Below are 24897 nucleotides of genomic sequence, written 5' to 3'. Positions count from 1 at the left end.
TGACCGTTTTTGACCGTTCGGGAGGAGGCACAGAGGGGACAAGCAGGCATGAGCAAACAAAGAGCATTCGAAAATGAACTTTACTCTTCTATCATTACATCTTGAGCACTACCGAATTACTTCTTGCAGGCTAGGCTCTGCTCGTTCTACATATAATTGACGCGAAGGCGAAAATTAGTTGATGCGAGGCAGGGGCTATGTTTTATAGGATCGAGCTCTGGCTTGTAGTGTTCACAAGAATTGCACTTTACCCTCATTTGAGAAAAGGTTTGTGGCATTTGGGTTTGATGCTATTGATTAGTAGCACCGCTGCTAGCCCACTGCCAGCCCAAGCTGTAGATAAAAATCCAGCTTTTGCTTCACAACTCGTTCTTAGCCAAGCTTCTTTCCCACCACCGGATATCTTAGAACCTCCATCCCGCAATATTCCTACCCCAGAAACACCTCAGCCTTCTCCTGTCTTACCACCGCCAGAAGAGTTGCTGCGACCCCCGGCTTCTAGTCCTGACGTCACTCAACCACAACCCTTGCCAGATAACGTGCCTGCTACCATTACTGTGGAGCGGTTTGAAGTGGTGGGTAGTACTGTTTTCAGTTCCGCCGAATTGACAGCAGTAACTCAAGCGTTTACGCAGCGCCCCATTTCCCTCGCAGAGTTATTTCAGGCGCGTTCAGCTCTAACTCAACTGTATGTAGAACGCGGTTACATCACTTCGGGTGCCTACATTCCACCCCAGCAATTACGTAATGGTGTGGTCACAATTCAAATCGTAGAAGGAACGTTAGAAGAGATTATAATCACCGGAACGCGGCGGTTAAAGTCAACCTATGTGCAGAATCGATTGGCGATCGCTACCCAACAACCTCTAAACCGCGATCGCTTGCTCGAAGCGCTACAACTATTGCAACTCAATCCCCTGATCGAGAGCCTCTCAGCCGAATTATCTGCGGGAACCAGACCTGGCGAAAATTTGTTAGAGGTTCGAGTCACCGAGGCAGAGACTTTTAATACACAGATAACACTGGATAATGGGCGATCGCCCAGTGTGGGGACGTTTCGTCGTCGATTACAACTCAGTGAAGCCAACTTACTAGGGCTGGGAGATAGCCTCAGTGCTGCTTACACCAATACGGCTGGCAGCAACTCCCTCGATGCCAGCTACACTTTACCCCTCAATGCTCGCAATGGTACCCTAAATTTGGCTTACGGCACTTCGTCAAGCCAGGTGATAGAAGAGCCGTTTGACCAGCTCGATATTGATGCCAACTCTCGCTATTACGAACTGACCCTGCGCCAACCGCTTGTCGAAACTCCTCGCGAAGAATTTGCCATTGGCCTCACCGCCAGTCGGCGTGAGAGTCAAGCTTCGTTACTGGGTGGAGATATTCCGTTTCCTGCCTTAGGAGCGGATGAGCAAGGCAAAACCCACATCTCCGCGTTACGATTTTTTCAGGAGTGGACGCGACGTAGTAACCGAGAAGTGTTTGCGGCTCGCTCTCAATTTAGTTTGGGTCTGGATGCTCTGAATGCCACCCTTAGCGGCACCGGACCAGATAGCCGTTTTTTCTCATGGCGAGGGCAGGGGCAGTGGGTCAGGCTTTTAGCTCCAGACACATTGTTGTTGCTGCGAACCGATGTGCAACTGGCTGAGCGATCGTTGGTACCGTTGGAGCAGTTTGGTTTGGGTGGGCTAGAAACGGTACGTGGCTATCGGCAGGATTTGTTGCTCGCCGACAATGGCTTGTTTGCCTCTGCGGAGGTACGCTTACCTGTTGCTCGGATTCGTTGGTGGGATAGCGTCTTACAACTGACTCCCTTTGTTGACTTTGGCACCGCTTGGAATCGAGGCGATCGCGAAGAACCCGACCCTAATACACTGGCATCAGTTGGCTTGGGACTACGCTGGCAAATGGGCGATCGCCTCACCGCTCGATTAGATTGGGGGATTCCTTTGGTTTCGGTTGATGTAAGCAAGGAAACATTGCAAGAAAATGGACTTTACTTCTCCATCCTGTACAACCCATTTTGAGCCAGAGTTTCTGGTTGCGCTTGACGGAACAACGGAATTGCCTGCTGATTGGCTCATGGACCTACTCCCGATTCACCACCACAATGATTTCCGTGCCCTGATCAGGCTGACTGTGGATGATTAATTCAGCGCCAATCTGATCAACCCGCTCACTCATCCCCAGTAAACCAAATCCCTTCGTTAAATATACTTGATCCACTTCAAAGCCCTGTCCATCATCTTTAACTCGTAATAGACATTGCGTCTCCTCGTACACTAACTCAACCCAAATTTCAGTGGCTTGGGCATATTTAATCGCGTTGGTTAAGGCTTCTTGGCCAATGCGTAAGAGATTATTTTCCACATCAGGTGGTAAAGCATAGACTCCACCCATGATCTGACAGGTGATTTGAGTCTTCGTAGAAGATTTCATTTGATTGACTAGATGTTTGAGGGCACTAAATAAATCTCCTTCTTCTAGGAGTTTGGGTCGCAGCGCCGCGACTGATCGGCGGGCTTCAGCCAGCCCAGTGCGAGCTAATTCATCCACAGTTTCCAGATGTGCTTGTGCAGCCTCTGTTTTTCTGGTCATGATTTCGGTTGCCGCTCCAACATGCAGCAGAATGCCTGTAAACGCCTGCGCTAGCGTATCGTGAATTTCTCTCGCCATCCGGTTGCGTTCTTCTAAAATGGAGGCTGCTTCAGCTCGTTTGCGATCGCTAATGTCTTGCCCAATGCCAACATTCATGCCATTGGGAAGCCGAATATTTGCCCACGCGGTGTTGACCACACGCTCGTCTTTGGTTCTGATTTTAAGGTCTGACCAAGTGCCAGTTGCGGCTAACATATGGTCTAGAATCTGCTGCTGTTCCGAATTGAAACAACATTCAGCAATCAGGTCAATATGGTGCAGATCTGCGGTTGACCATCCCAAGGTTTGCTCAAACTGATGATTGACAAATTCGATTTCTCCCTCTGCATCATAGAGCGTAATCATGACAGGGATATGCTCTACGATCGCTTGCAAGAGTTGTTTTTGTTGGCTCAGGGTCGCTTCTGCCTGCTTTCGTTCCGCAATTTCTTGCTCTAGTTTGAGAGTCCGCTCTTCCACCCTTTGCTCTAGGGTGCGGGCATACTCCTTCAGATTGTCCCACAGTAGGTAGCTGCTGCTGGTTATGGCAGAAGTCGTGAGGGCCAGCAGGGAGGGAATGATAATAATCCACCAACCCGCGAGAAACAGGCCGTATGCACTGCCTAAAAGCACAATTGCCAATAAAACGACTCTAAATGCTGCTTGGCGAGGCGATCGAGATATCCACCCAATGATGGCTCCGATCGCAGACCAAAAAATGATCCATAGCCATTCAATCGGTTCTGACCAGACGCTCAACAAAGGGCGACCCTCTAAAGCCGCACTGAGTAATTGACTCGTTAATAAAGCATGAACTGCGACACCAGGGGGGGCTGCAATCAAGTCGGTGGTGTAAGAGGTGAAAAATTTGTCTTCAATGCTCTCAGCCGTTAATCCAATCAAAACAATGCGATCGCGCATTAAGTTTTTGGGTATGCGACCCCGCAACACATCTGTCATGGAAATAGTATGGAAATCGTTTAGGAATTTGGGGAAGTTTGACAGAATCTGATATCCACCCGCATCAGCGCCCACATAACCGCCATCGTTCGGCCGCAAAGAAGTGAATGCGGCTCGGCCTAATCGGAACTGACCTTGACTAGAGTCGATCGTTTCCAGCTCGATACCTTCATCTCTGAGATATACAAAGGCTAGTTGTGCCCCTAGGGTGGCAATTGCTCGCCCGTCCTTGTTGCTTAAGTACAGCAAACTGCGGCGAATTGTGCCATCGATATCTAAGAGAAGATCAATGGCGCTGACCTGATCCCGCCGCTTTAAGGCTGGAGGTGCTTGAATCACCTCGCCCTGAGCCGTTTGAATCACTTTCTCAATCCCAATGAGATTAGGGGTAGAGATGAAAACGTTGATCAGGTCTTGATGACCTGGTTCTACAGGTAGATCTCGAAAGATATCCAGACCAATGACTCTCGGCTGCTGTTGTTTGATAGATGAAATTAACTGAGCCAGCACCGCATCAGACATGGGCCACCGACCGAGTTGCTTGATGTCTGACTCATCTACGGTAACAAGGACAATCCGGGGATCAGCCGGTTCAAAGTGACGCAGGCGGAACATTTGGTCAAGTGCTGCTAGCTCCAGCAACTGAAGTGCTCCAGCAAATCGCAAAATCAGCAATCCTCCGGCAATGCTGGGAGCAGTTACCAGAACTCCACGCCATCGCCAAATAAACTGCTTCAGGATTGTCCACATAGGATAAACGCGATCGCTCAATACAAGTTATCTGGATCTGGCTGGACTAACATTCACCATCGTCTCCATTCCGCCCGCTTGCATAAATTGACGCCAAGCTCTGCTGATGTCTGAATCATTGGTTTGGCTGCGCTTTAACTTAAATAGGAGAGCGACGGCATCGTACCAAATGGCATCCTCCTGGTACAGGCCAAGGCGCTGTCTGGGGGGTGTTTGCTCAATTTGACGTAAGCGAGCCAAACTAAGCTTCGTTCGTTGTACGATGCCTGTAACAAATTGATCAGCAACGCGATCCGTTGGGTTGCAAATGACTGCAAACGACCATACATATGTCCTGCCAATCTCTAAAGGCGCTACCTGATCGGGCAAGGTGATGCTGATGATATCGGGAGTATTGCTCAAGGCGATCGTCGTTCGGTAAATCCCTTGACCCGCTCGATTGCGAAGGCTAAATTCGGCAGTTTCAGCCCTGGTTCTGGGCACGTATACTAAAAATGTGGGATGCGCTGCAACGGTTAAGCCTGGTTTGCTTGTTGGGCTAAAGGCTGTTAAGAACGAACTCTTGGTTCCCGCCACCGCATCTTGAGGGCAAGCAGCAGGATTACGTCGCCCCCCTGCGGCTGAGCTACCTGGATTCGTAGGCGGCGGGGGAGGAGGACTTGGCTTGCGTGCTTGCTGATAAACGGAACGTTTTCCATTTTCAGACAGCGTTGTTGCGGTGCTAGGAGTAATGGTGACAGTCATGTTGAGCGCGATCGCCAGTTCTAAGGCTAGGGCAAGGCTGATGGAGGTATAACAAAACAAAGATTTGATGCAAAACATAAGGTTTTTAAGAAGTGAGGTCTTTAGAGAAGGCTTTAAAGCCAATTTCCTAGCAGAACAAACGGCGACCAGTAGTAAGGAGAGTTGTAATCCTCTTGGTGCAACAAACTAACTTGAGCCCGACGCAGAGCTTCAGCCTTCGTCATTCCAGGTTTACCTAACTCCCGATAAAACTCAATCATGAGCAGTGCAGTAGAGCGATCGCCAACTGACCAGAGTGAAGCCAGGGTACTGCGTGCCCCCGACCGCATTGCTACTCCTGCCATCCCCAGCGCCGCTCGACTATCGCCCGTTGCAGTCTGGCAAGCGCTCAAAACCAGCAGTTCGATGGGGTTGGAATCTCCCTCTCTTACCCGGAGCAGTTGATCCAATTGTTTAACATTGATGCGTCCATCCCACGCCAAAATAAAGGTATCTTCAGCCTTCGAGCTAAACTGACCATGTGTTGCTAAATGAACGATGGACGAAGGAGTAGAGTCAATTTGGGTTTGCAGCGATCGATTGGTAAACGCCTGATTCAGCAGCACCTGAGCTGAAATTTTTGTGTTGATTTGATTAATTTCGACTGCAACATTCGGCAATGCTGGAAAGCTTTCGCGAGCTTGACTTAAGCCTGCTAGTAGCCCATGCAGCCGTAGACGCTTGATCGGCTGGGGTTGCAGTAGGTGTAAACCAGGAGTAAGCGCAACTGCATAGGTTTCAATCAGATAATGCTGACCGTCGTGGAGGACTGCCATTGGCAAACTCCGCAGCCAGCCATCAGGCACAAACACCAGGGTTTTAATCCCACTTGCCGCCAGTTCAGTCTTCATGGGACGCAGGAGTAGATCGTAAACTCGTTGAGCAGCGGGCAACCAATCTTCTACAAAGGCCGTGGGTCTAAGAGATTGACGCATTTGGATGAGGATGCGCTCTACTTCGGTTTGAGCCAGTAGAGTCTTGTGATAGCGCAAGGGTTGATTAGGTAACGCCAGAATCACGGCCAACTGGTTGGGCAAAATGATTGGATAAATGACGGCAGCCTGCGGATCGATTTGATCGATTTTGACGGGACGAGCATTGACACAGGCTTCTCGAAAGAAATTATCCAGTTCCGCTAATTGCAGGGCTTCGATTACCTCACGCGCTTGTTTCAAGTTTTCCTGGCTAGGTGCATTGCTGTCCGGTTGCAACAGCAGTTCCACAAATTGTCGGTAGACGGGTTCAACGCTTTCTCGAAACGAGAACTGCACCTCTTGGTTGATTGCAGCTATATCACTGCGGAGGGATTGCAAGGTTTTAACCGCTTCTGCATAGGCAGCCGTTGCGTTTTGCAGACCTCCAGTGGCAGTGCAGGGTTGTGTATCTTGACAGAAAATTCGTCCGAGCTGCCACTGCCACTGATAGACCACACTGGGCGCATCAATAGACTGAGCCAAACTCAGCGCTTGTTGCGTTAGAGTTCTAGCACTGTCCCATTGATGGGTCGTTTCATACAAGCTGCCTAAAGTGCCAAGGGCATAAGATTCAGCCCGACGATCGCCCATGCTACGAGCTTGCTGAACCGCAGCAGCGAGTTCATGGGCTGAGGTACTGAGATGATCAGAAGATATCCCCGCTCTTTCTACGTCTCTGCCCCTCATTCTGACCAGGTTTTGACCCAGATTAATGCGGGCATAAATAGCTAGATGACCAAGGGGCAAATTAGCGATTTGAGATTGGAGGTCTGGCAACAAGTGCTGCGCGTCTGTCAGCCGCTCAGCTTCAACCAGCAGACTGAACTGAGCCAGTTGAACTTGCGTTTTGGTGGTGAGCGAGGGAGCTGTGATTGCTGCCTGTTGGTAGAATGCAAGTGCGGTATCGGTTTCTCCTTGAGCGCGAGTCGTGTTGCCTAAACTGAGGAGAATGCCGCTCATGTCGGACGCAGATTCAGAAGTATTGTCTCGCAGCTTGAGAGCGATCGCCAAGCTCTTTTCCAAGACCACCCGAGATTGAGCCAGATCGCCGCCTAACCGCAGCATCTTGCCTAGATTCCGTAATCCCGCTACCTTAAGTCTGGAATCGGGCTGGTTTTGTAGGGATTGTTCTACTTGGGTGAGCAGCGTTGTGGCTCGTCTGTAAAGCCCTTCTGACTGCAACGCCCTCGCTTGGTTGATCTGAGTGCCCAAGATACCGCTGGTATCGTTTGTATAGTGGTAGGCCGTCTCAGCCTGTCGCCACGTTTCCAATGCTGCGGCTGCTTGACCTTGAGTCAGCTGTAGCTCTCCTTGAACAGTGAGAACTTGGGCGCGAACGGGTGAGATGTTGGGATTAGCTGCCGGATGTTGGGCGTTTAACAGCGAGGTCGCTCGATCGATGGCATCATTCGCTTGCATCCAATACCCCAAGTCTGCCCAGGCAGTGGCAAGAAAACTGAGAACCAACGCTTGATTGAGGCGATCGCCTTTCGCCTCGTAGCGGGTTGCAGCCTTTTGCCAGAGGGCGATCGCTTCTGACAGCTGCCCTGCTTGGTAGTGCGCTTCGGCTTGCTGCACTTGGACGAAAGGAGAAATTGTAGAAGACAGCAGGGAATTGGATGTTATCCTGATTTGCTCTGTCTTCTCTGCCTTCTCTGCCTTCCAGTTGCCAGTCTCTTGTAATCCAACTGCAATTTCTGAATGCAGGCTAACAGCGATGAACAGCCCCAACACAACAAAATGCAGGAATCGCCGCCATCCTTTTTCTGAAAAGAGCCCTTGTACGATGGATTCTCCTCGATGGATTCGCCTGCCCCAGCGCTCCTGATGCATCTACTCGCTTGGCTCCTTTCATTACTGATATCAATAGATATCTATTGCTAGCTGGGTTATTACATCATTATCAAAGATTTTGCAAAATCAGACTAAACAAAATAGATAAGTTTACCTTACTCAAACCGTTCTTTAGCTTCTCTGGCAGAGGGTTAGATGGTCCACCGAATCCTGCCTAACTTGGTTAGGTGTGTTAGCAATCAGAATTATCTCTCCAGTAGGAGCCACTTGCCAGGCGATCGCTTCGGTAATTGAGGGATGGGTGGGAGAGGGAGATTCTGAATGTTGACTGTTGGATGTTGAATCAAGGAATTCCCTGTGTCTCTCTGTGTCCGTATCCTCTGCTTCTGGCTGTTGACTGCTGCTCACCTCTCTTTTACTATCTGTTTGCTGCTGTGTCACCACTAACCTACGACGGTCTTGCCAATTGGCATCATCGTCTAACTGTTGTTCAGGATTGGGCGGCAAGCCCCCGCGACCACTGATAATGAACGAGTCGCCCTGATTGGCAGGACATCCTTGGGCAATCAGGCGCGCTGAATCGACGATCGTTGTGGGTAGCCCGATTAAGCCAGGAGTGGGGTCAAGTTGATTGATGTTGAGTTGGACGCTGCCACTTAAGGCAGACTTGGCTCCGGTCGCGGTGATGTCGCTTAAAGGTGTGTCTTGAGGTCGAGGCTGGATGCCAAAGATGCCAGAGGCGTTGATCGAGATGTTACCGCCACGAGCGTTCACAGAATTAGCACGAATGTCGTTATTTTCAGTGGGTACAGAAACAATTGAGCTTGCATTAATTTCGATGTTACCGCCATTGCCATTACCACCCGCCGAAGCAGTGATTTGACTACTGTTTCGCAGCAGCAGAACACCTTGCACATTGAGATCAAGGTTCCCACCTTCACCAGAGGCAGTAGCGGCTGTAATTGAACTGTCACGGTCTAGAGAAATCGAGTTGGCATTCACCCGCAATATGCCAGCACTCCCAGTTCCATCATTGCTGACAGTGATACTTGCACCATCATTGATGCTCAAAAAAGGCGTATTAATGGTCACGTTGCCTGAATTTCCATTCGGTGTGTCAGGCAACCCATAAGCTTGTCGTAAGGCTGTAGGTGCAATAGGGGCAGCCGAACCTATATAACTGGGAAGAGCGCCGGGTACTGTACCACTGACCTCAACAGACTCCGTGGCATTGATGGTGACACTGCCACCGTTACCAGTTGCTAAGACGGAAGAAGTAACACTGCCTCCCTTTTGAACCACTAGCCTCGCCGTGTTAATAGTAACTACCCCAGCATCTCCAGCATTGAGCGAGGTAGAGGTCACAGTGCTGGGAGAGGAAAAGAGGGACTTCCCCATCAGTTCTACTGCTTCAGTTGCATTTACCACCACAGTACCACCCCTGCCAGTTCCATAATTGGGAGATGATACGCTTCCTCCATCTAAAGCAACTAACCGCCCTGTTGATACCGTTACCGTTCCTCCAACTCCAGAGCCAAAAGCTTTAGTAGCGATGCTGCTAAGAAAAATAGGATTAATGAATGAAAACCCAATAAGTTGTACTGAATCAGAAGCTTGCACAGTTATGTTGCCCGTCTTGGCAGAACTGAAGGAATTAGTGGCTATTCCTGCCCCATCCCGAACAGCTAACTGCCTAGTCGAAACTGTAATGTCTGCCCCACTTCCAAGTCCAGTAGTTTGGCTAGTTAAGCCAGCTGAGAACCTACCATCTGGGCTTATTCCGCTCAGTTCTAGCGACTGGGCAGCATTTACTTTGATACTTCCTCCCGCTTGAGCCCTTTGGTTTTGAATCAACAGCAGTGACCCATCTGCTAGCGAGACTTGATTTCCTTGTACCTGAATTGAACTGCTCCCACTCGCATAGGCTAACGCCTGTTGCGATAAACGAATATCACCAAAGTTTTGTACTTCTGGGTAGCTGAGGACAAAGCCATCACCAAGGCTCACTTGCCCATCGCGGGCACTGCCTAACTCGATTCGGCCTTGCTCTGCCGTCAGCGTGCCGCCAGCAATGTTTATATCCCCTCCAATTAAGGCCAGGGTCTGACCTCCTAGCACCCGCAACCCTGCTGTACTATCACCTTTGACAATAGAGGAAAGAATAGGAACTTGAGCAGATAAATCGTATCCATTCCCCTGCACCTCAATTTGCCCCGGATTAGCTCCCATCTGCAACCCAACTGGAACACTAACAGTTAACAGCGGTGTCATTTGAGGGTTCGTGGCGCTGTACTGAAAATTATCGACAAAGTCGATGCTGCTGGCTGTGCTGGCAACAAACGAGCCACCAATATTGAGCGAAGCATTGGGACCAAACAGGATGCCATGAGGATTGAACAAAAACAGATTTGCAGTGCCATTTGCCCGAATTACGCCATCAATATTGGAGGCCGACCCACCTGTAACGCGACTGAAAATATTTTGCACCTCAGCCGCATTGTTGAAGTGGGCAGAGCCTCCAGTTGGCACCGAAAACTGGCTGAAGCTGTGGAACAGATTGCCACCCCGTCTTGCTCCACCATCAATCTGAGCATTGGTATTGCCTGTCACTTGCGATCGCTCTCCCACAGGGAGTGTAGTGTCAGGAATGACTTGAGCAGTGATCGGTTGAGTATAAAGCAATGCGCTCACGATACTGGTTGTCAAAATCCACACTTTTAAGGGCGATCGGCTCATTTTGCTGTCCTCGTTCCATAGTTGCGAGCGGCAGAAGGTTACTCCTGGCGCGATCGCTAAAGTCAAGATAAAGGAATCGAGCCACCACGTTATCACACCGTTATGCCATTGCTTCTACAGCATCGTCCGTAGACAGCACTGCATTGGCGATATACCCAAAATTGATCAGTGCCGCTTTATAGCCGTCGCCCAACTCCGGATGTCGAGGGGCAGCCGTTGCGTCCTTGATGACGGCAACCTCAAATCCCTGTTCGATCAAATCGCGCAGGTGAGCTTCAACACAAATATTTGCCAGCATTCCGAGCAGAATAACTTTGCTGATGTTGCGCTTACGCAGTTGCAAAACGAGGTCGTTGCTCTGCGGTCCATAGGCTTTATGAGGACTGACCACGATCGTCTTGCCATCTTCAATGAAGGGCTTGTAGCGATCGAGCCAGTCAGCACCAGAACCCAAGAAACCATCAAGGCTCAATGCACCTTTGCGCTCGAACTCCCTAGATTTGAGCATCATTTGCTCCACGGTTCCGGCAAATTTCCAGGCGTAGTCGGTGGGGTAATAATAGTGGGGGGAGATGAAGACCTCAAATTTATTGTGCTTAGCGGCTTTGAAGATGCGTTCGATGTTCTCAATGGTCTTATTCTCCTTAACACTGTCACCCACTAAATCCCAGGAGACACCTGTTTCACTCAAGACATCGTTTTGCGGATCGATGACGACTACTGCGGTGTCATTCTGGTTGATGTTCACGTTTTTCCCTCTGCTGGTTGATGTTCACGGCTCTCTTTGTTAAGTACCACCCGCGATGTGTAACGTTTCCCCAGTGATCCAGGCTGAATCGGAGGATGCGAAGAAGACAGCGGCAGGTGCGATGTCCTGCGGTTGTCCGATCCGACCCAGTGGGGTTAGCGCTTCAACCTGTTTTTGGTAATCGCTCTTGCTCACTCCCGCTGCTTGTATGCCCTCCATTTCTACGATTTCAGGATTGATCAAGTTGACACTCCTTGAAGATTCTCACCGTTATTAGGTGAGTTGGCCGCTTGCGATCGCGCTTCAAATCTGTGCCATACCGCCATCGACAAACAGCTCAATACCGTTGACAAAGCTGCTGTCATCTGAAGCGAGAAAGACAACGGCTTTGGCAATCTCATCAGGCGTGCCGACTCGTCCCAGAGGGATAGTGGCGGCTTGGCCTTCTATGAATGCCTGCACCTGCTCATCACTCAGTCCCATCAGGTTGTAGCCAGGAGTGGGCACGACACCAGGACTGATAGCATTGACGCGAATCTTGCGCTCCTTGAGGTCGAGTATCCAGTTACGGGCAAATGATCGCACAGCGGCTTTGGTAGCACTGTAAACGCTGAAGGCTGGGGTACCTGTTATAGAAGTAATCGAGGCGTTCAGGATAATGGAAGCCCCTTCCGGCAACAGGGGCAGTGCCTTTTGCACGGTGAACAATAGACCTTTGACGTTCGTGTTGAACGTTTTGTCAAAGTGTTCTTCAGTGATGGCTCCGAGTGGGGCGAGTTCTCCACCGCCAGCATTGGCGAAGATCACATCGAGGTGTCCTTGCTCTTGCTGGATTGTGGCGAATAGGCGATCGAGGTCTTCCATCTTAGAGGCATCACTCTGAACACCTGTAACGTTTTTACCGATCGCTTCTACGGCAGCATCCAGTTCAGTCTGGCGGCGACCTGTGATGAAGACATAGGCACCTTCAGCGACAAAGCCTTTGGCAGTAGCAAGACCGATACCGCTGGTGCCGCCAGTAACAAGAGCAACTTTTCCTTCTAATTTTTGCATGATGATGCCTTAATTGTTGAGTTTGAAAGAGTTGTCTGTAACAAGTGGAAGATGAGAAATGAGAACGTAATTTCTACAATCTCGTCCGTTCTTTAACATGAGTGGTCATAAAGCGACGGATATGGTCTGCGATCGCCTCTCCTTCCTCTTCTAGGGCAAAATGTCCTGTATCGAGTAAATGAAACTCCAGCGTTTGCAGATCGTTCTTGTAGGGATAAGCACCTTCAGCCGGGAAGATGTAGTCATTCTGACCCCAAACAATCAGTGTAGGGGGTTGATATTTACGGAAATACTCCTGCCATTGCGGATAGAGCGGCGGGTTGCTGCCATAGCTATAAAACAACGCCAGTTGAATATCAACATTTCCGGGGCGATCGAGGAAATGTTGATCTATATTCCAGTTGTCAGGGCTGATTGCTTCAAGACTGCGGACACCGTTGGTATATTGCCACTTTGTCGTTTCCAGAGTGAAAAAGGGTCTGAGCTGATCCGCATTTTCAGGAGAACGCTCTTGCCAGTATGCCTTGATTGGGTTCCAAAATTCACGCAGGCCTTCCTCGTAGGCATTGCCGTTTTGAACAATCAGGGCTTCTACCCGCTCTGGATATTTAGCTGCAATGCGATAGCCAATGGGAGCACCATAATCCATCACGTAGAGGCTATATTGCTTGAGATCGATCGCGGCAATAAATTTCTCTACGATCTCAGCGAGGCGATCAAAGGTGTAGTCGAACTCATTTACGGTTGGCATCGAACTGTTGCCGAAGCCCGGATAATCTGGGGCAACCAAATGGAAGCGATCGCTAAGCGCAGACATGAGATTGCGAAACATATGAGAGGAGGTAGGGAAGCCGTGCAACAGCAGGATCGTTGGGTTATCACGGGAGCCAGCTTCTCGATAAAAGATATCTAAGCCATCGATCGCAACCGTGTGAAACGTAGTCATTGAATTACCTCTTGTAAAGTTGTTGAGGGATCGCAAGCAGTGGGTCTGAAGAGAATGAAGCACACCTACTAGAGAATTCAGATTTTTGTACAGGTTTGCTGTAGCAAGATTCGGTTGTTTTTATACACTTCGAAAGTTCCGGACTGTGGGTTATCCAACGTGCCATCCCACACCCAGTATTCATAACTTTTGTTCCGAAACCTATACACTCGAACACCTTCCGTCGCTTGGCTAGTTCCTCTGCCCAAACTTAGATTGCCGTAGGGGCTAGTCGCGCGATAGAGCAGTTCACCGGAAGTAGAATTCTGCCAAATATTGATGTTGTGGTCACCCTGGCATCTCGTGCTCAGGATGATGCCAGCCGTAGAATCGGCAGAAGCAGGTAAAGAGAGATTAGCTAAGACGCTGGTTGGCAGAGCCAGAAACAAGGCGGCTCTTTTCAAAAGAGTTTTCATTATTTGCAGAAGAGCGTAATGAATTGCAATAGAAACGTAGCTATTTTGTCAGGGTTCGGGGTTGCCATGTCGAGAAGTCAGCAAGATGTCCCCAGTAGGCACTCAATCCAATAAAAGCAAAGATAAGAGCTGCCACAATTAGCACAATTGCTCCAATCGTTCGCAAGAATCGGTTTTCTTTGAAATAGAGCGTCGGAGCAGAAAAAATTCCTCCTAGGCCAACTAAAATGAACCCAATGCCTGTCACCAGAGGAAGTTGTGTGATTCCCAGATTTATGACGCGCAAGCCAATGAGCAGCGATACAAGCCCGGCAAAGAAGCCGTAAGCAGCGAGGGTCAGTAAGTCCCAACCCATTGCCAGAGCGAGTGAAGTGCCGACGAAGAGAATGCCAAACAGAACCGTTGTTTCACCAAAGGCAATATTGAAACTACCAATAATGGGCCAGGTAAATGTCATGTGTAAACCAGTGGCTAAAGCGATCCCACCGACGATCCCAAAGCCTGGAATCCAGCGTCTCTGATTTGGCTCACCCAGACCAAAATAGACATAGGCAGCTAACAGAGCGAGTCCAGCCGCCAGGTTAATGAGCATGAGTGTGAGGTAATCGATAAACATAAGATCTCCCACATGTTCGGTTTTAGCGAAGTTTAGATAAAAATTGAGTTAATCTACCCATCCTGACGACGACTTTGTTCCTGGAAATAGTCGCGCCAACTTTTGGGTAAAGCTTCGAGTTGAGTTGCGCGGTGAAGTAGCTCTGGATTGTTTTCCTCACGCACGTAAAGCTGAGTGATGTCAGCAACCGTGATCCTGTTGTTATCTCGGCTCACCAACTCTAGAGTGTCTCCCGTTCCGACTTCTCCTTCTTGCAAAACGGAAAAGTAAAATCCAGTGCGACGACTGGCGAGAAATCGCTTTACCATATCGGGTCGCCCAAACCGAATCCCCAGTTTGTAGCAAGGGAGGCGAGGTTGTGTCACCATCAGTTGGACTGTGCCAATTTGAAAGCGATCGCCAATGTTCACTTCCGCTTCTCTCAGTCCAGTGATTGTGAAGTTTTCGCCAAAGATGCCTAGCGACAGTTCTGTTTCTGGTAACTCAGCGCGCCAGTAATCATAATGCTCGAACGGATAGACATAAATTGCTTTGTCTAATCCGCCATGAACCGAGAGGTCAGCCTGTCCATCTCCGTCTAAATTCAGCGATCGCACCATCACCCTTGCACTGCCTGGGACTGGCTCTTTGAAGATTCCAGTTCTCACTGTTTTCCCCTTCCAGGTCACTTCCCGTGGCAGTCCCACATTGACAGAGATGAGTTTCATTTTCAGTTCTACAGCTTTGGGTCGTGAGGCAATGGCAGCCTTCTACAGCCGTCCATTTTCTTCGCTTCAACTCTGCAACCGTTTACATGCCCTTAATTTAAGGGGCTAACTCAAATCTGTCGTCCATTCAGGGTCTATACTTGAAGCCACAAAACGATCAATCATGAGGCAACCTGAAGTATTGGGTTGGCATCAAACTTAAGTTCAACTTGAAATCAAACTTAAGTCGATATGACAGGCTTTACAGACTGGCAATACCTCGCTTCAAGGCAATGATGGTCGCCTGGGTACGGTCTTTAGCACCTAGCTTGCTTAAAATGCGGTTGATGTTGGACTTGACAGTGCTTTCAGTAATGCTCAAAGCAGCACCGATTTCCAGATTGCTCATCCCCTGAGCGACCAACTGAAGCACCTCTAATTCGCGATCGGTCAGCTCTGGATGGGTCATGCGCTGTGCTAACTTAGCCCCAACGTGAGGGGGAATGTATTGTAGCCCCTCATGAACTGTACGAATCGCAGTTCTCAGTTCATTAGGTTTACAGTCTTTAAGTAAATATCCCTTTGAACCTGCTCTCAACCCCCGATAGATGTCCTCATCTCCGTCATAGGTAGTCAATACAATGATGCGAGCGGTATTGAACTCAGTGCAAATTGCCGTAATTGCTTCCACCCCTCCCATTTGTGGCATCCGCAAGTCCATTAAGGTTACGTCGGGTTGCACTTGACGGAACAACTGAACTGCCTCAACCCCATTCTTGGCCTGACCAATGACAGCCATATCCGATTCTTCATTGATGATAGCTGCCAATCCCTGTTGGACAATGGCATGATCATCCACAAGCAGAACCTGGATAGTCGCTGGTTGACTCATGAGATGCTTACTCCCGGTTTACGATGACAATGATTTCTGTACCTTGATTCGGCTGGCTGCTGATGGTTAATTCACCGCCAATCTGCTCAACCCGTTCACTCATCCCCAGTAAACCAAATCCCTGAGTTGGGTATACTTCCACTTCAAACCCTTGTCCATCATCTTTCACTCGCAATAGACATTGCGTCTTCTCGTACACCAACTCAATACAAATTTCAGTGGCATTGGCATATTTAATGGCGTTGGTTAAAGCTTCTTGTCCGATACGTAATAGGTTATTTTCCACATCGGGTAGTAAAGCATAAACTTCACCAATGGTTTGACAGGTGAGATGAGTCTTTGTGGAAGACTTCATTTGATGAGTTAGATGATTGAGCGCATGATACAAGTTTCCCTCCTCCAACAATTTAGGTCGGAGGGTCGTCACGGATCGGCGGGCTTCAGCTAGTCCGGTGCGGGCTAATTCATCCACAGTTTCCAGGTGTGCCTGAGCAGTCTCTGGTTTCTTGGTCATTAACTCTGTCGCTGCTCCAGAATGCAGCAGAATGCCTGTAAAGGCTTGCGCCAATGTATCGTGAATTTCTCGCGCCATCCGGTTGCGCTCTTCCAAAATAGAAGCTTCTTCGGCACGTTTTTGGTCGCTAATATCTGTGATGAGGCTGTAAAATCCTCTTACTTGACCATTGGCATCGAAATCGGGGATCAAGGTAGCACTGATAGACTTTTTACCCACTGGGAAGGGAACTTCTGCTTCCAGGCTGACAGTTTGCCCTGTAAATACTTGATGGATAAACGGTTCAACCCTCTGATAAACGGTTTCACCGAGCAATTCATGGACGTATCTACCTAAAATCTCATCTCGACTGCGATTAAACCAGACCTCGTAGGTACGGTTAATAAATTGATAGCGACAATTGCCATCTACATAAGCGGCTAGAGCCGGGAGAGTGTCGGTGATTAGCCGTAGTTCTTGTTCTCGACGACGCAGTTCGGCTTCGCTTTGCTGCAAAGCTATCGTTCGTTCCGCCACCTGTTGCTCTAAAGTGTGGTTGTAATCGGTTAGTAGTTGCTCGGTTTGTCTACGTTCCGTAATGTCTTGAAAGGCAGCGATCGCATAGGTCACATTGCCCTGCTCGTCAAAGATGGGAGTTCCCCAGACTTCAACTGGAATGATTTTGTCATTCTGATGAATTTCGAGATCATCTACCGTGGTGCGATCGCCACTCAACGCCCGGACGATAGGTAGTTTCTCAGGGGGATAGTTTTGATCGGTTCCAGTTAGATAAAATTGATAAACCTCCGGGATTAAATCTGGTGTCGCTGTGGGATCAATGCCTTTGCCCATTAGCTGCATGCCCCGTTGATTGACGTAGTAAGCGCGACCTGCCGCATCCAAGACTCCAATGCCTACCGGAACCGCTTCTAGAAATTGTTTCATCCGACTCTCGCTGGCATGGAGTTTAGAGTAGAGTTTGGCATTTTCAATGGCGATCGCGGCCTGGGTAGATAGTAAATTCAAAACTTGCGATCGCTCTGGTGGGAAAGCTCCAGTTGCTAATTGATTTTCTAGATACAGCACGCCCACAAGCTTACTTTGATTCAGCAGCGGTAAACAGAGAAGTGATCGAGTTTTGTGGTGCTGAATATAAGGATCATGAATAAAACTGCCTTCACGAGTAGCGTCATTCAAGATGACAGATTCGTGAGTTCGAATCACATACTGAATAATTGATTCTGGCAGGTGATTGGTCGTTGGAAGTGATTGTAGCACTCGCGTAGTACAGACCTTCTCTCCTTCGCTAAGTTCACAAGCCGCTGCGATCGCCCATTCACCTGCATTTTCTAAAATCAAGCATCCGGTTTGAGCCCCAGCAGTCTCGATTAAAATTTGCATCAAGGAGCGGAGCAACTGATCCAATTCAATTTCACTGGATATCGCCTGAGAGGCTTTCAGCACAGCCGCTAAATCTAAAGCAAGGTCTGAGCGATTAGAGGTGGTTTCAGAAGTTTTATAGGTTGGCGAAACCACATCAGACGCTTGAGGAAAAAACTGTGGGTAGCGAGTTTCTAAATCTTTCACCTTCACTGTGGCTCCCCAACGTTCATAACAGTAGTGAGCTTCTTTCATGTAGGTTTGAGCAAACTTTTCGCGACCACGCGCCAAATAATGTTTTGCAGCCAATTCGTATGCTAATGCCTCTTCCTGAATATATTCATTTTCCCTAGCTCCTTGAATCGCTTGTTCATAAAACTCCTCCGCCTCAAACCACTGCCCCAAAACTTGTGCCGTCTCTGCTTGAACTAAATTATATTTATGCAAATAGTTCATTGGCGCATGATGTGCCCATAGCTTCATTTTCTCCTGGCTTAGAGTAACTTCTTGGAGAAGTTCCTCCTGCACTTGATTGCTGCTTTCAGGATATATTGCAAGTCTCGCTAGAGAAATATAGAGATAGTACAGAGGCTCAAGAGATGTACCTGTTAATCGAATCAGATAACTTCCCGCTAGGACTCCGCTTTCAACAGCTTGAGCATATTCAGAAAAAAGGTAGCATAGGAGAAGTTTGTTGAAATAGACAGAAAAGATGCTACTTCCATCATTTTCGGATTCGTATTTTGGCAGTTCATCGTCCTCATTGTAGGATTCGCCAACTAGTTGGGTTGGGTTGGCCGATTGTCCTGTCAAGTTTATGATGACCTGCCGAAATATCTGATTCCAGGTATATGCTGTTTCTTGCTTAATTTGACGAATTGCTTCTCCATAGGTCGCCATATTGTGTTCAACTTCTATGAGTTCTTTTCCATTCGCATAGGATTGAAAGCAGTAAGTATAAGCACAATAGGCAGCAAATTCTAAATCTCCAGTTTCTAGCCCGCTTTGATAGCCTTCTAACAAAGGCTTCAATAGCTCTCTAGCATGTTCTTTCCAGTGAATAATAAAATTATTTACGATATTCAAAGTCCTGGCTTTCAAGGCATGGGTATGACACTGTGATAGCAGCCTTAGAGCAAGCTGTCCGAACTCATAGCCAGACTGTATGTTTCCGACCACACCACAAAGAATTAACCCAAAGGTGGCGTAAGCAAAGGGAGACATAAATGCATTGCCATACAGAATAGATAGGTTGACCTGTTTGGATGCAAGCAGCGGTGTTAAATTAGGAGCACTGATCTGGGCAGCGATCGTGATGCTGGATAGGATTCGCATCGCCGCCAATTTTTCCAGTTCGATCATTTCTGGTAAACGGATTAAGTCCCCGATCTGGCAATTGTCAAAAAGAGATGTAATCGCGTCTAGTTCACAGCGAATTTCCGATGGAGTGGGCGGTTTAGGGAAACTAATTCCTAGCTGCTGCAAAACTTGTAATGCAGTATTAATGGCTTTTACTAGCTGTTTCTGCGCGATGTATGCTTGAATTTTAATTTCGTAGAGCTTTACGCTATCGAGAACCGTTTTGGCTTCTATCAGAGCAACTCCTGCCCACTGCTCTACATCTTCAAACTCACCACATAAATACGAAACTTCTGTGGTTTCTATATACAACTCTAAGGTTAGGTTATAATGACTCTGCCAGCTAGAAAATGTTAGCCATTCTCTTCCTTGAGCTAAATATTTTTTTGCCGTTCTGTAGGCGATCGCGGCTTTCGCCTTGCGCCCTGCCATCAAATTTAACTTGGCAATCTCAATTCGTTCATCAGCATCAGTGACAAGGTTAATCCCGTAGTTTAGATGATCAACTGCTTCAAATAGCCAGTCTAACAGAGGTTTTAATAAAGTTTTTTCGAGGAGATTGCGACCAATTTGCAGATGAATAATGTGTTTTTGTGATGGATCAATCAAAACATAAGCAGCTTGCTGGACGCGATCGTGCAGGAACTTGTATTGCTGAAATAATAGGTCTTGATCTAATTCAGAGAGAGGCTGAACGAATCCTTCCTGGAGCGCTGGCAGCAAATCTCGAAATACTCTGTTGGAAGACTGCTCACAAACGAGCGCTAAAGTATCCAAATCAAATTCAGATCCAATACAAGCGGCTAGCCGCAAAAGACGCTGCGTGTCCTTTGGCAGTTTCTTCAACTTGACTAGCATCAGATCTACGACATTATCAGTGATATTCTGGGCTTCAATCTGAGCAATGTTCCACTGCCAACTTCGGTGTGCAGCATCAAAAGTCAACAGATTTTGGCCATACAACATTCGCAAAAATTCATTGACAAAGAAAGGGTTGCCCTCGGTTTTACGCAATACTAACTGAGCTAGAGAACGGACGGTTTCAACATCCTGATGTAGTGTCTCAACAAGCAACTGGCTTAAAGGTTCTAGCATTAAAGGTTGAAGAACAATTTCTTGAAACACCGCTCCTTGTTTCCGTAAGCTCTCTAGCGCTAAAGTCAATAGATGAGTTGGATGTACTTCATTATCTCGATAGGCTCCAATCAAAAATAGTGATCGAGTTTGTTCATCCAGCAACATCAATTCAATTAATTTCAGCGTAGCGGAGTCTACCCACTGCAAATCATCTAGGAAGATCACTAAAGGATATGACTCTGAACAAAACACTCGCACAAACTTCTGAAAGATCAGATTGAAGCGATTTTGAGCTTCGGCTGCTCCAACTTCTGGTACAGGTAGCTGCTTGCCAATAATTAACTCTACTTCCGGGATCACATCAACAATGATTTGTCCGTTGCTGCCCAAAGCCGTGAGGAGGTGCGATCGCCACTGCTGCAACTGCTCATCGGGTTCACTCAACAGTTGTTGCACCAATTTTTGTAGGGCTTGGGCGATCGCGCTATAAGGAATATTGCGCTGCAATTGGTCAAACTTACCAGAGACAAAATAGCCACGTCTTGCTGTGATAGGTTTGTAAAGTTCCTGAACCAGAGCTGATTTGCCAACACCAGCACAGCCAGAGACGAGCAGCATTCTAGAAAACGCAGGGGTATTTCCCTTCTCTTCATCTGCTTCTCTTTTTGTCTGTATTTCACTTCTCCCAGCTACTCTATCAAACGCTGCCAGTAAGGCTGCAATCTCTGCATCGCGTCCATACAGCTTTTGGGGGATTCGAAACTGGTCAGAAACATCATGAAGCCCTAGTTGCAGGCTATTTATTTGGCCTGTTCCTGTCAACTGCTGGGCACAAAGTTCCAAATCCGCTTTAATTCCCCATGCGCTCTGATAGCGATCTTCTGCATTTTTCGCCATCAGTTTCAAAATAATATCTGAAACGGCTTTAGGAATGGTTGCATTTAGTTCATGCGGCGGCACAGGCTGTTTGGCAATATGACAATGAACTAATTCAAGAGTGTCAGCGGTAGGAAACGGCAACTGTCCGGTGAGCAGTTCATAGAAGGTGACACCGAGGGAATAAAAATCGGTGCGATAATCCAGCGAGCGGTTCATGCGCCCAGTTTGCTCTGGGGAAATGTACGCTAAAGTACCTTCTAGAATATGGGGGTTGTTAAAGGTAGGATTAGTGCGACCCAGACGTGTAGAAATACCAAAATCGATGACTTTAACTTGTCTCGTTTGGGGATTGAGCACGATATTACTGGGGTTGATATCTTTATGAATTACGTTGGCAGTATGAATGTCCCCCAAGATCTTCGTAACCGTAATTGCAAAATGCAGAAACTCAGGTAGAGGCATGGGGCAGTATGCCTTAGCAGCGTCCCGAATCCATTTTTCTAAAGACTCGCCACCAAAATCTTCTAGAAGAATAACGAGCGTTCTTTGATAATCTTGCTGTGCGTAAGCTTTGATCACTCCCTCAAGATTAAGTGATTGGGTGATTTCGTATTCCTGCTTATAACGAATCAGTTCGGATGGAGTGGGATAGTCTTGCTTAAGAACTTTGAGGATGATCGGCAAGTGATCTGATTTTCTAATCCCTCGGTAAACCAGAGAATTGCGGCTTTCGTAAAGCTTTCCTTGAACAATGACGTTTGGTAAGGAAATCATAATTACTAGCCTGTAATTTATTTACCAATCGGTACAAAAAGTATCCCCTGCTTAACTTGGGGTGTCAAGAAAGTTTTATACTGAACAGTATGGAAACGAGAAAACTTCACACTGCTCAGGGACGTCCTCGTGCTTTCGATATCGACGAAGCCTTAGAAAAAGCTTTACAGGTGTTTTGGCGCAAGGGCTATCTGGGAACATCCTTGACCGAACTCACGGAGGCAATGGGGATCAACCGTCCCAGCCTCTATGCGGCTTTTGGTAATAAGGAAACTCTATTTCGTAAGGTGCTCGATCTTTACCAAGAGCAACAAACACCCTATATGGCCCAAGCTCTAAAGGAGCCGACTGCCCGTAAAGTGATTGAGCGAATGATGTATGGGGTGGTTGATTTGCTGACGAATCCAGACAATCCGCCAAGATGCCTCTATGCCCAAACTGTGCTTTCATGTGCTGATCCAAGCGATCCACTCTATCAAGAACTGGCAGAACGCCGAATATTAATCGAGGCAACAATTTGCGATCGCTTTGCCCGTGCGATCGCCGAAGGAGATTTGGCGCCTGATACTGATGCCACTGTCCTAGCCCACTTCGTTCTCACCGTTAACTTTGGTATGTCCGTCCAAGCCTCCAGTGGAGCGAGCCGTGCAGAACTCCTACAGGTGGTTGAGATGGCCTTGCAAGCTTGTTCCAATCTATGAACTTAAGTTTGACATCAAGCCAATACCTTTGATTACCTAAAGATTGATCGTTGTATGGCTCCAACAATAGACTTTGAATGGAAGACAGATTGGAGTTAGGCCCTTAAATTAGGGGCATACAAACAGTTCTAGGGCTGAGGCAAAGAGATTTCACAGTGCTTCTCGTACGATGAAACCTCTTTGCTTCTCAGGTTTAGTATGGGTCACGATATTTCTGAAGAAGCATCTGGCGATTCTCCAATGGAGACACAGAGTGAACGCAACCCGTTAGTGCTACCGCCTTCTGAGCGAGACTACCGCCAAGGAGAACTCGATGCCAAAGTGGTGCTCATTGAGTATGGAGATTATCAGTGTCTTGAGTGTGGAGAACTTCACACCTTAATTAAGACAATTCAAAGACAGCTTAATGGCACCTCCACTGCGGAAAATCATCTATGTTTTGTGTTTCGGCAGTTTCCTCAAACCCAAATACATCCTCAAGCTCAAAAGGCAGCGGCAGCAGCCCTAGCAGCAGGGGCACAGGGGCAGTTCTGGCAGATGCACGATATGCTATTCACCCATCAGCAAGCCTTAGGAAGCGGCTATCTGGTGGAGTATGCCGATCATTTGGGGCTTGATGTCTGCCAGTTTTTGCGAGCCATCAGTAGACAAGTATACCGCGATCGCATCAATGAGGATATCACCAGTGGATTACAAAATGGTGTCAAGACTGCTCCAGCCCTGTTTATTAATGGTATGCGGTATCGCGATCGCTGGGACATTGAGCCATTGATGGCAGCTATTGCCGCTGATTCGGGCAGTTAATCAGCATTCCACAATCTTTATCTACATGTCTATAAAACCGAGCATTTATAGGAGATCCCATGTTTATCGATTACATCACACTCATGCTGATTAACCTAGCGGCTGGACTCGCTCTTCTCGCTGCCTATGTCTATTTTGGTTTGGGTGAGTCAAACCAGAGACGTTGGATTCCAGGCTTTGGGGTCGTGGGTGCGATCGCGTTAGTTACTGGCTTACACATGACGTTGACCTGGCCTGTGATTGGTAGTTTCAATATTGCCTTTGGTGAAACAACGGTCCTGTTTGGCATTCTCTTCGTTGGCACCTCACTCGCTCTGGCAATGGGTTGGGACCTACTAACCCTAGGCGTTTATGGCTTCTTTGCAGGACTTGTATCGCTTGTCATTGGCTTTCGCATCATTAACTTAGGCGCAATACCGATTTCTCTACTGGCAGGAATTGGGTTCATTCTAGTTGGCCTAGGAGGAGTTTTTTCTGCCCCGACGCTCTATTTCAAGAAAAATCGACTCCTGCGAAGTGTTGGAGCAATTGTATTAATTGCGGCAACTCTCATCTTTACGTTTATTGGATTGAGTTCTTACTGGGCACACCTTGCTAACTTCTCGACGTGGCAACCCATGCCGAAGTAGTTGCCGTAAATGCACCACAGTTTTGCCTTCAATAAACCAATAAGTCCACTAGGGGGCATTCCATGATCACATATCGCACGATCGCGATCGATAGTTTAGATATCTTTTACAGCAATTCTCATTTTGGAAATTTAGCTGGTATTGGGTGAGATGTCTAGCTCTAATCCTTCGAGCATGAAGGTGAGCAAGTGATCCCAACTGTCGAAATACATGTACCGGGTTAATGCCCGCAAGTCATCAAAAAAGGTCTTGCGCGTGGGCAAGTGTGAGCGCAGCAGCTTGTACTTCTGGTCGAGCAACTCTAGCAACGTGTGGAATAGAAGGGACAAGATGTTCAGGGTCGCGAGGCAGGAGGAGAGATGCTGCTTTCCGTGCCCGAAATTGTGTTCTAAGTTGTAGCCTTTGGTTTTGAGGGTGTTGTTATTCTCGTTCTCCACCTTCCAGCGTGTCCGCCCTGCTAGAACAAGTTCTGCCACGTTTTCGTGAGTCAGAATGTGATTGGTGGCAAACGAATTTTTATACATCACCTTATCATCAGGACGGCTCACCGTGATCTCACACCAGTTCACCAAAAGCGCATCATCACTATCTCTGAGGGGCACCCCGTTGAGATAGCGGTACGTATAGGGGCGTTGCTGAAAAAGTAATGCTGGCTTTGGCACAATGAAGGTATGAAATGTCCTCAATGTCACTCCACTCACACGGCTAAAAACGGTCACCGTCGCGGCAGACAGTGCTATCAGTGCAAGCAGTGTGGTCGCCAATTTC

18 protein-coding genes and 1 pseudogene are annotated in these 24897 nt (G+C 48.0%); 5 read left to right on the top strand and 14 right to left on the bottom strand.

What is annotated here, in order from left to right:
- Positions 1-287: 287 nt before the first annotated feature.
- The gene (locus NDA01_RS27565; protein ID WP_348230528.1) at positions 288-2030 is read left to right on the top strand and encodes a ShlB/FhaC/HecB family hemolysin secretion/activation protein; all 1743 of its coding nucleotides are present in this window, start codon (positions 288-290) and stop codon (positions 2028-2030) included.
- A gap of 61 nt (positions 2031-2091) precedes the next feature.
- Here the strand turns inward: NDA01_RS27565 and NDA01_RS27560 are convergent, their stop codons facing one another.
- The 13 genes from NDA01_RS27560 to NDA01_RS27500 form a co-directional block, all read right to left on the bottom strand.
- The gene (locus NDA01_RS27560; RefSeq protein WP_348230527.1) at positions 2092-4350 is read right to left on the bottom strand and encodes a CHASE2 domain-containing protein; all 2259 of its coding nucleotides are present in this window, start codon (positions 4348-4350) and stop codon (positions 2092-2094) included.
- Between the two features lie 27 nt (positions 4351-4377).
- Positions 4378-5172, bottom strand: a complete 795-nt coding sequence (locus NDA01_RS27555; protein WP_348230526.1) for a DUF928 domain-containing protein — start codon at positions 5170-5172, stop codon at positions 4378-4380.
- A gap of 35 nt (positions 5173-5207) precedes the next feature.
- The gene (locus NDA01_RS27550) at positions 5208-7940 is read right to left on the bottom strand and encodes a CHAT domain-containing protein (protein ID WP_348230525.1); all 2733 of its coding nucleotides are present in this window, start codon (positions 7938-7940) and stop codon (positions 5208-5210) included.
- A 132-nt stretch (positions 7941-8072) separates the two neighbouring features.
- Positions 8073-10733, bottom strand: coding sequence for a two-partner secretion domain-containing protein (locus NDA01_RS27545; RefSeq protein ID WP_348230524.1), 2661 nt, complete (start codon positions 10731-10733; stop codon positions 8073-8075).
- Between the two features lie 4 nt (positions 10734-10737).
- Positions 10738-11385: a cysteine hydrolase family protein gene (locus tag NDA01_RS27540; protein WP_348230523.1), complete on the bottom strand. Its 648-nt coding sequence runs from the start codon at positions 11383-11385 to the stop codon at positions 10738-10740.
- A gap of 39 nt (positions 11386-11424) precedes the next feature.
- Entirely contained in the window at positions 11425-11628 is a 204-nt protein-coding gene (locus tag NDA01_RS27535; RefSeq protein WP_431193549.1) for an SDR family oxidoreductase, read from the bottom strand.
- Positions 11629-11688: 60 nt separating this feature from the next.
- Entirely contained in the window at positions 11689-12438 is a 750-nt protein-coding gene (locus NDA01_RS27530) for an SDR family oxidoreductase (protein WP_348230522.1), read from the bottom strand.
- A gap of 73 nt (positions 12439-12511) precedes the next feature.
- Positions 12512-13384: an alpha/beta fold hydrolase gene (locus tag NDA01_RS27525; RefSeq protein ID WP_348230521.1), complete on the bottom strand. Its 873-nt coding sequence runs from the start codon at positions 13382-13384 to the stop codon at positions 12512-12514.
- A 77-nt stretch (positions 13385-13461) separates the two neighbouring features.
- Positions 13462-13839 (bottom strand): hypothetical protein, encoded by a 378-nt coding sequence (locus tag NDA01_RS27520; protein ID WP_348230520.1) that lies wholly within the window; start codon positions 13837-13839, stop codon positions 13462-13464.
- A gap of 40 nt (positions 13840-13879) precedes the next feature.
- Positions 13880-14455 carry a DUF981 family protein gene (locus NDA01_RS27515; RefSeq protein ID WP_348230519.1) on the bottom strand — a complete coding sequence of 192 codons (576 nt, stop codon included), beginning with the start codon at positions 14453-14455 and terminating at the stop codon, positions 13880-13882.
- Between the two features lie 53 nt (positions 14456-14508).
- A complete protein-coding gene (locus tag NDA01_RS27510) occupies positions 14509-15162 on the bottom strand; it encodes an MOSC domain-containing protein (protein ID WP_348230518.1) in 654 nt (217 codons plus the stop codon).
- 241 nt (positions 15163-15403) lie between these two features.
- Complete coding sequence (locus NDA01_RS27505; protein WP_190443082.1) at positions 15404-16033, bottom strand: response regulator; 630 nt, start codon at positions 16031-16033, stop codon at positions 15404-15406.
- 7 nt (positions 16034-16040) lie between these two features.
- A complete protein-coding gene (locus tag NDA01_RS27500; protein WP_348230517.1) occupies positions 16041-21995 on the bottom strand; it encodes an AAA family ATPase in 5955 nt (1984 codons plus the stop codon).
- 89 nt (positions 21996-22084) lie between these two features.
- On the opposite strand from NDA01_RS27500, the gene NDA01_RS27495 reads away from it, so the two are divergent.
- From NDA01_RS27495 to NDA01_RS27485, 3 genes are all read left to right on the top strand, one after another.
- Complete coding sequence (locus NDA01_RS27495) at positions 22085-22696, top strand: TetR/AcrR family transcriptional regulator (RefSeq protein WP_348230516.1); 612 nt, start codon at positions 22085-22087, stop codon at positions 22694-22696.
- 198 nt (positions 22697-22894) lie between these two features.
- Positions 22895-23500, top strand: a complete 606-nt coding sequence (locus NDA01_RS27490) for a DsbA family protein (RefSeq protein WP_348230515.1) — start codon at positions 22895-22897, stop codon at positions 23498-23500.
- Positions 23501-23559: 59 nt separating this feature from the next.
- Complete coding sequence (locus NDA01_RS27485) at positions 23560-24129, top strand: DUF981 family protein (RefSeq protein ID WP_348230514.1); 570 nt, start codon at positions 23560-23562, stop codon at positions 24127-24129.
- A 131-nt stretch (positions 24130-24260) separates the two neighbouring features.
- Here the strand turns inward: NDA01_RS27485 and NDA01_RS27480 are convergent.
- A pseudogene (locus NDA01_RS27480) lies at positions 24261-24758 on the bottom strand (ISNCY family transposase); the annotation flags it as partial.
- 42 nt (positions 24759-24800) lie between these two features.
- Here NDA01_RS27480 and NDA01_RS32080 point away from each other — a divergent pair.
- On the top strand, positions 24801-24897 hold a 97-nt coding region (locus NDA01_RS32080), incomplete at its 3' end, for a transposase-like zinc-binding domain-containing protein (protein ID WP_431193408.1).

The sequence above is a fragment of the Trichocoleus desertorum AS-A10 genome, from assembly GCF_039962155.1.
Taxonomy (GTDB): domain Bacteria; phylum Cyanobacteriota; class Cyanobacteriia; order FACHB-46; family FACHB-46; genus Trichocoleus.
This window is presented reverse-complemented; position numbering and strand designations above follow the sequence as displayed.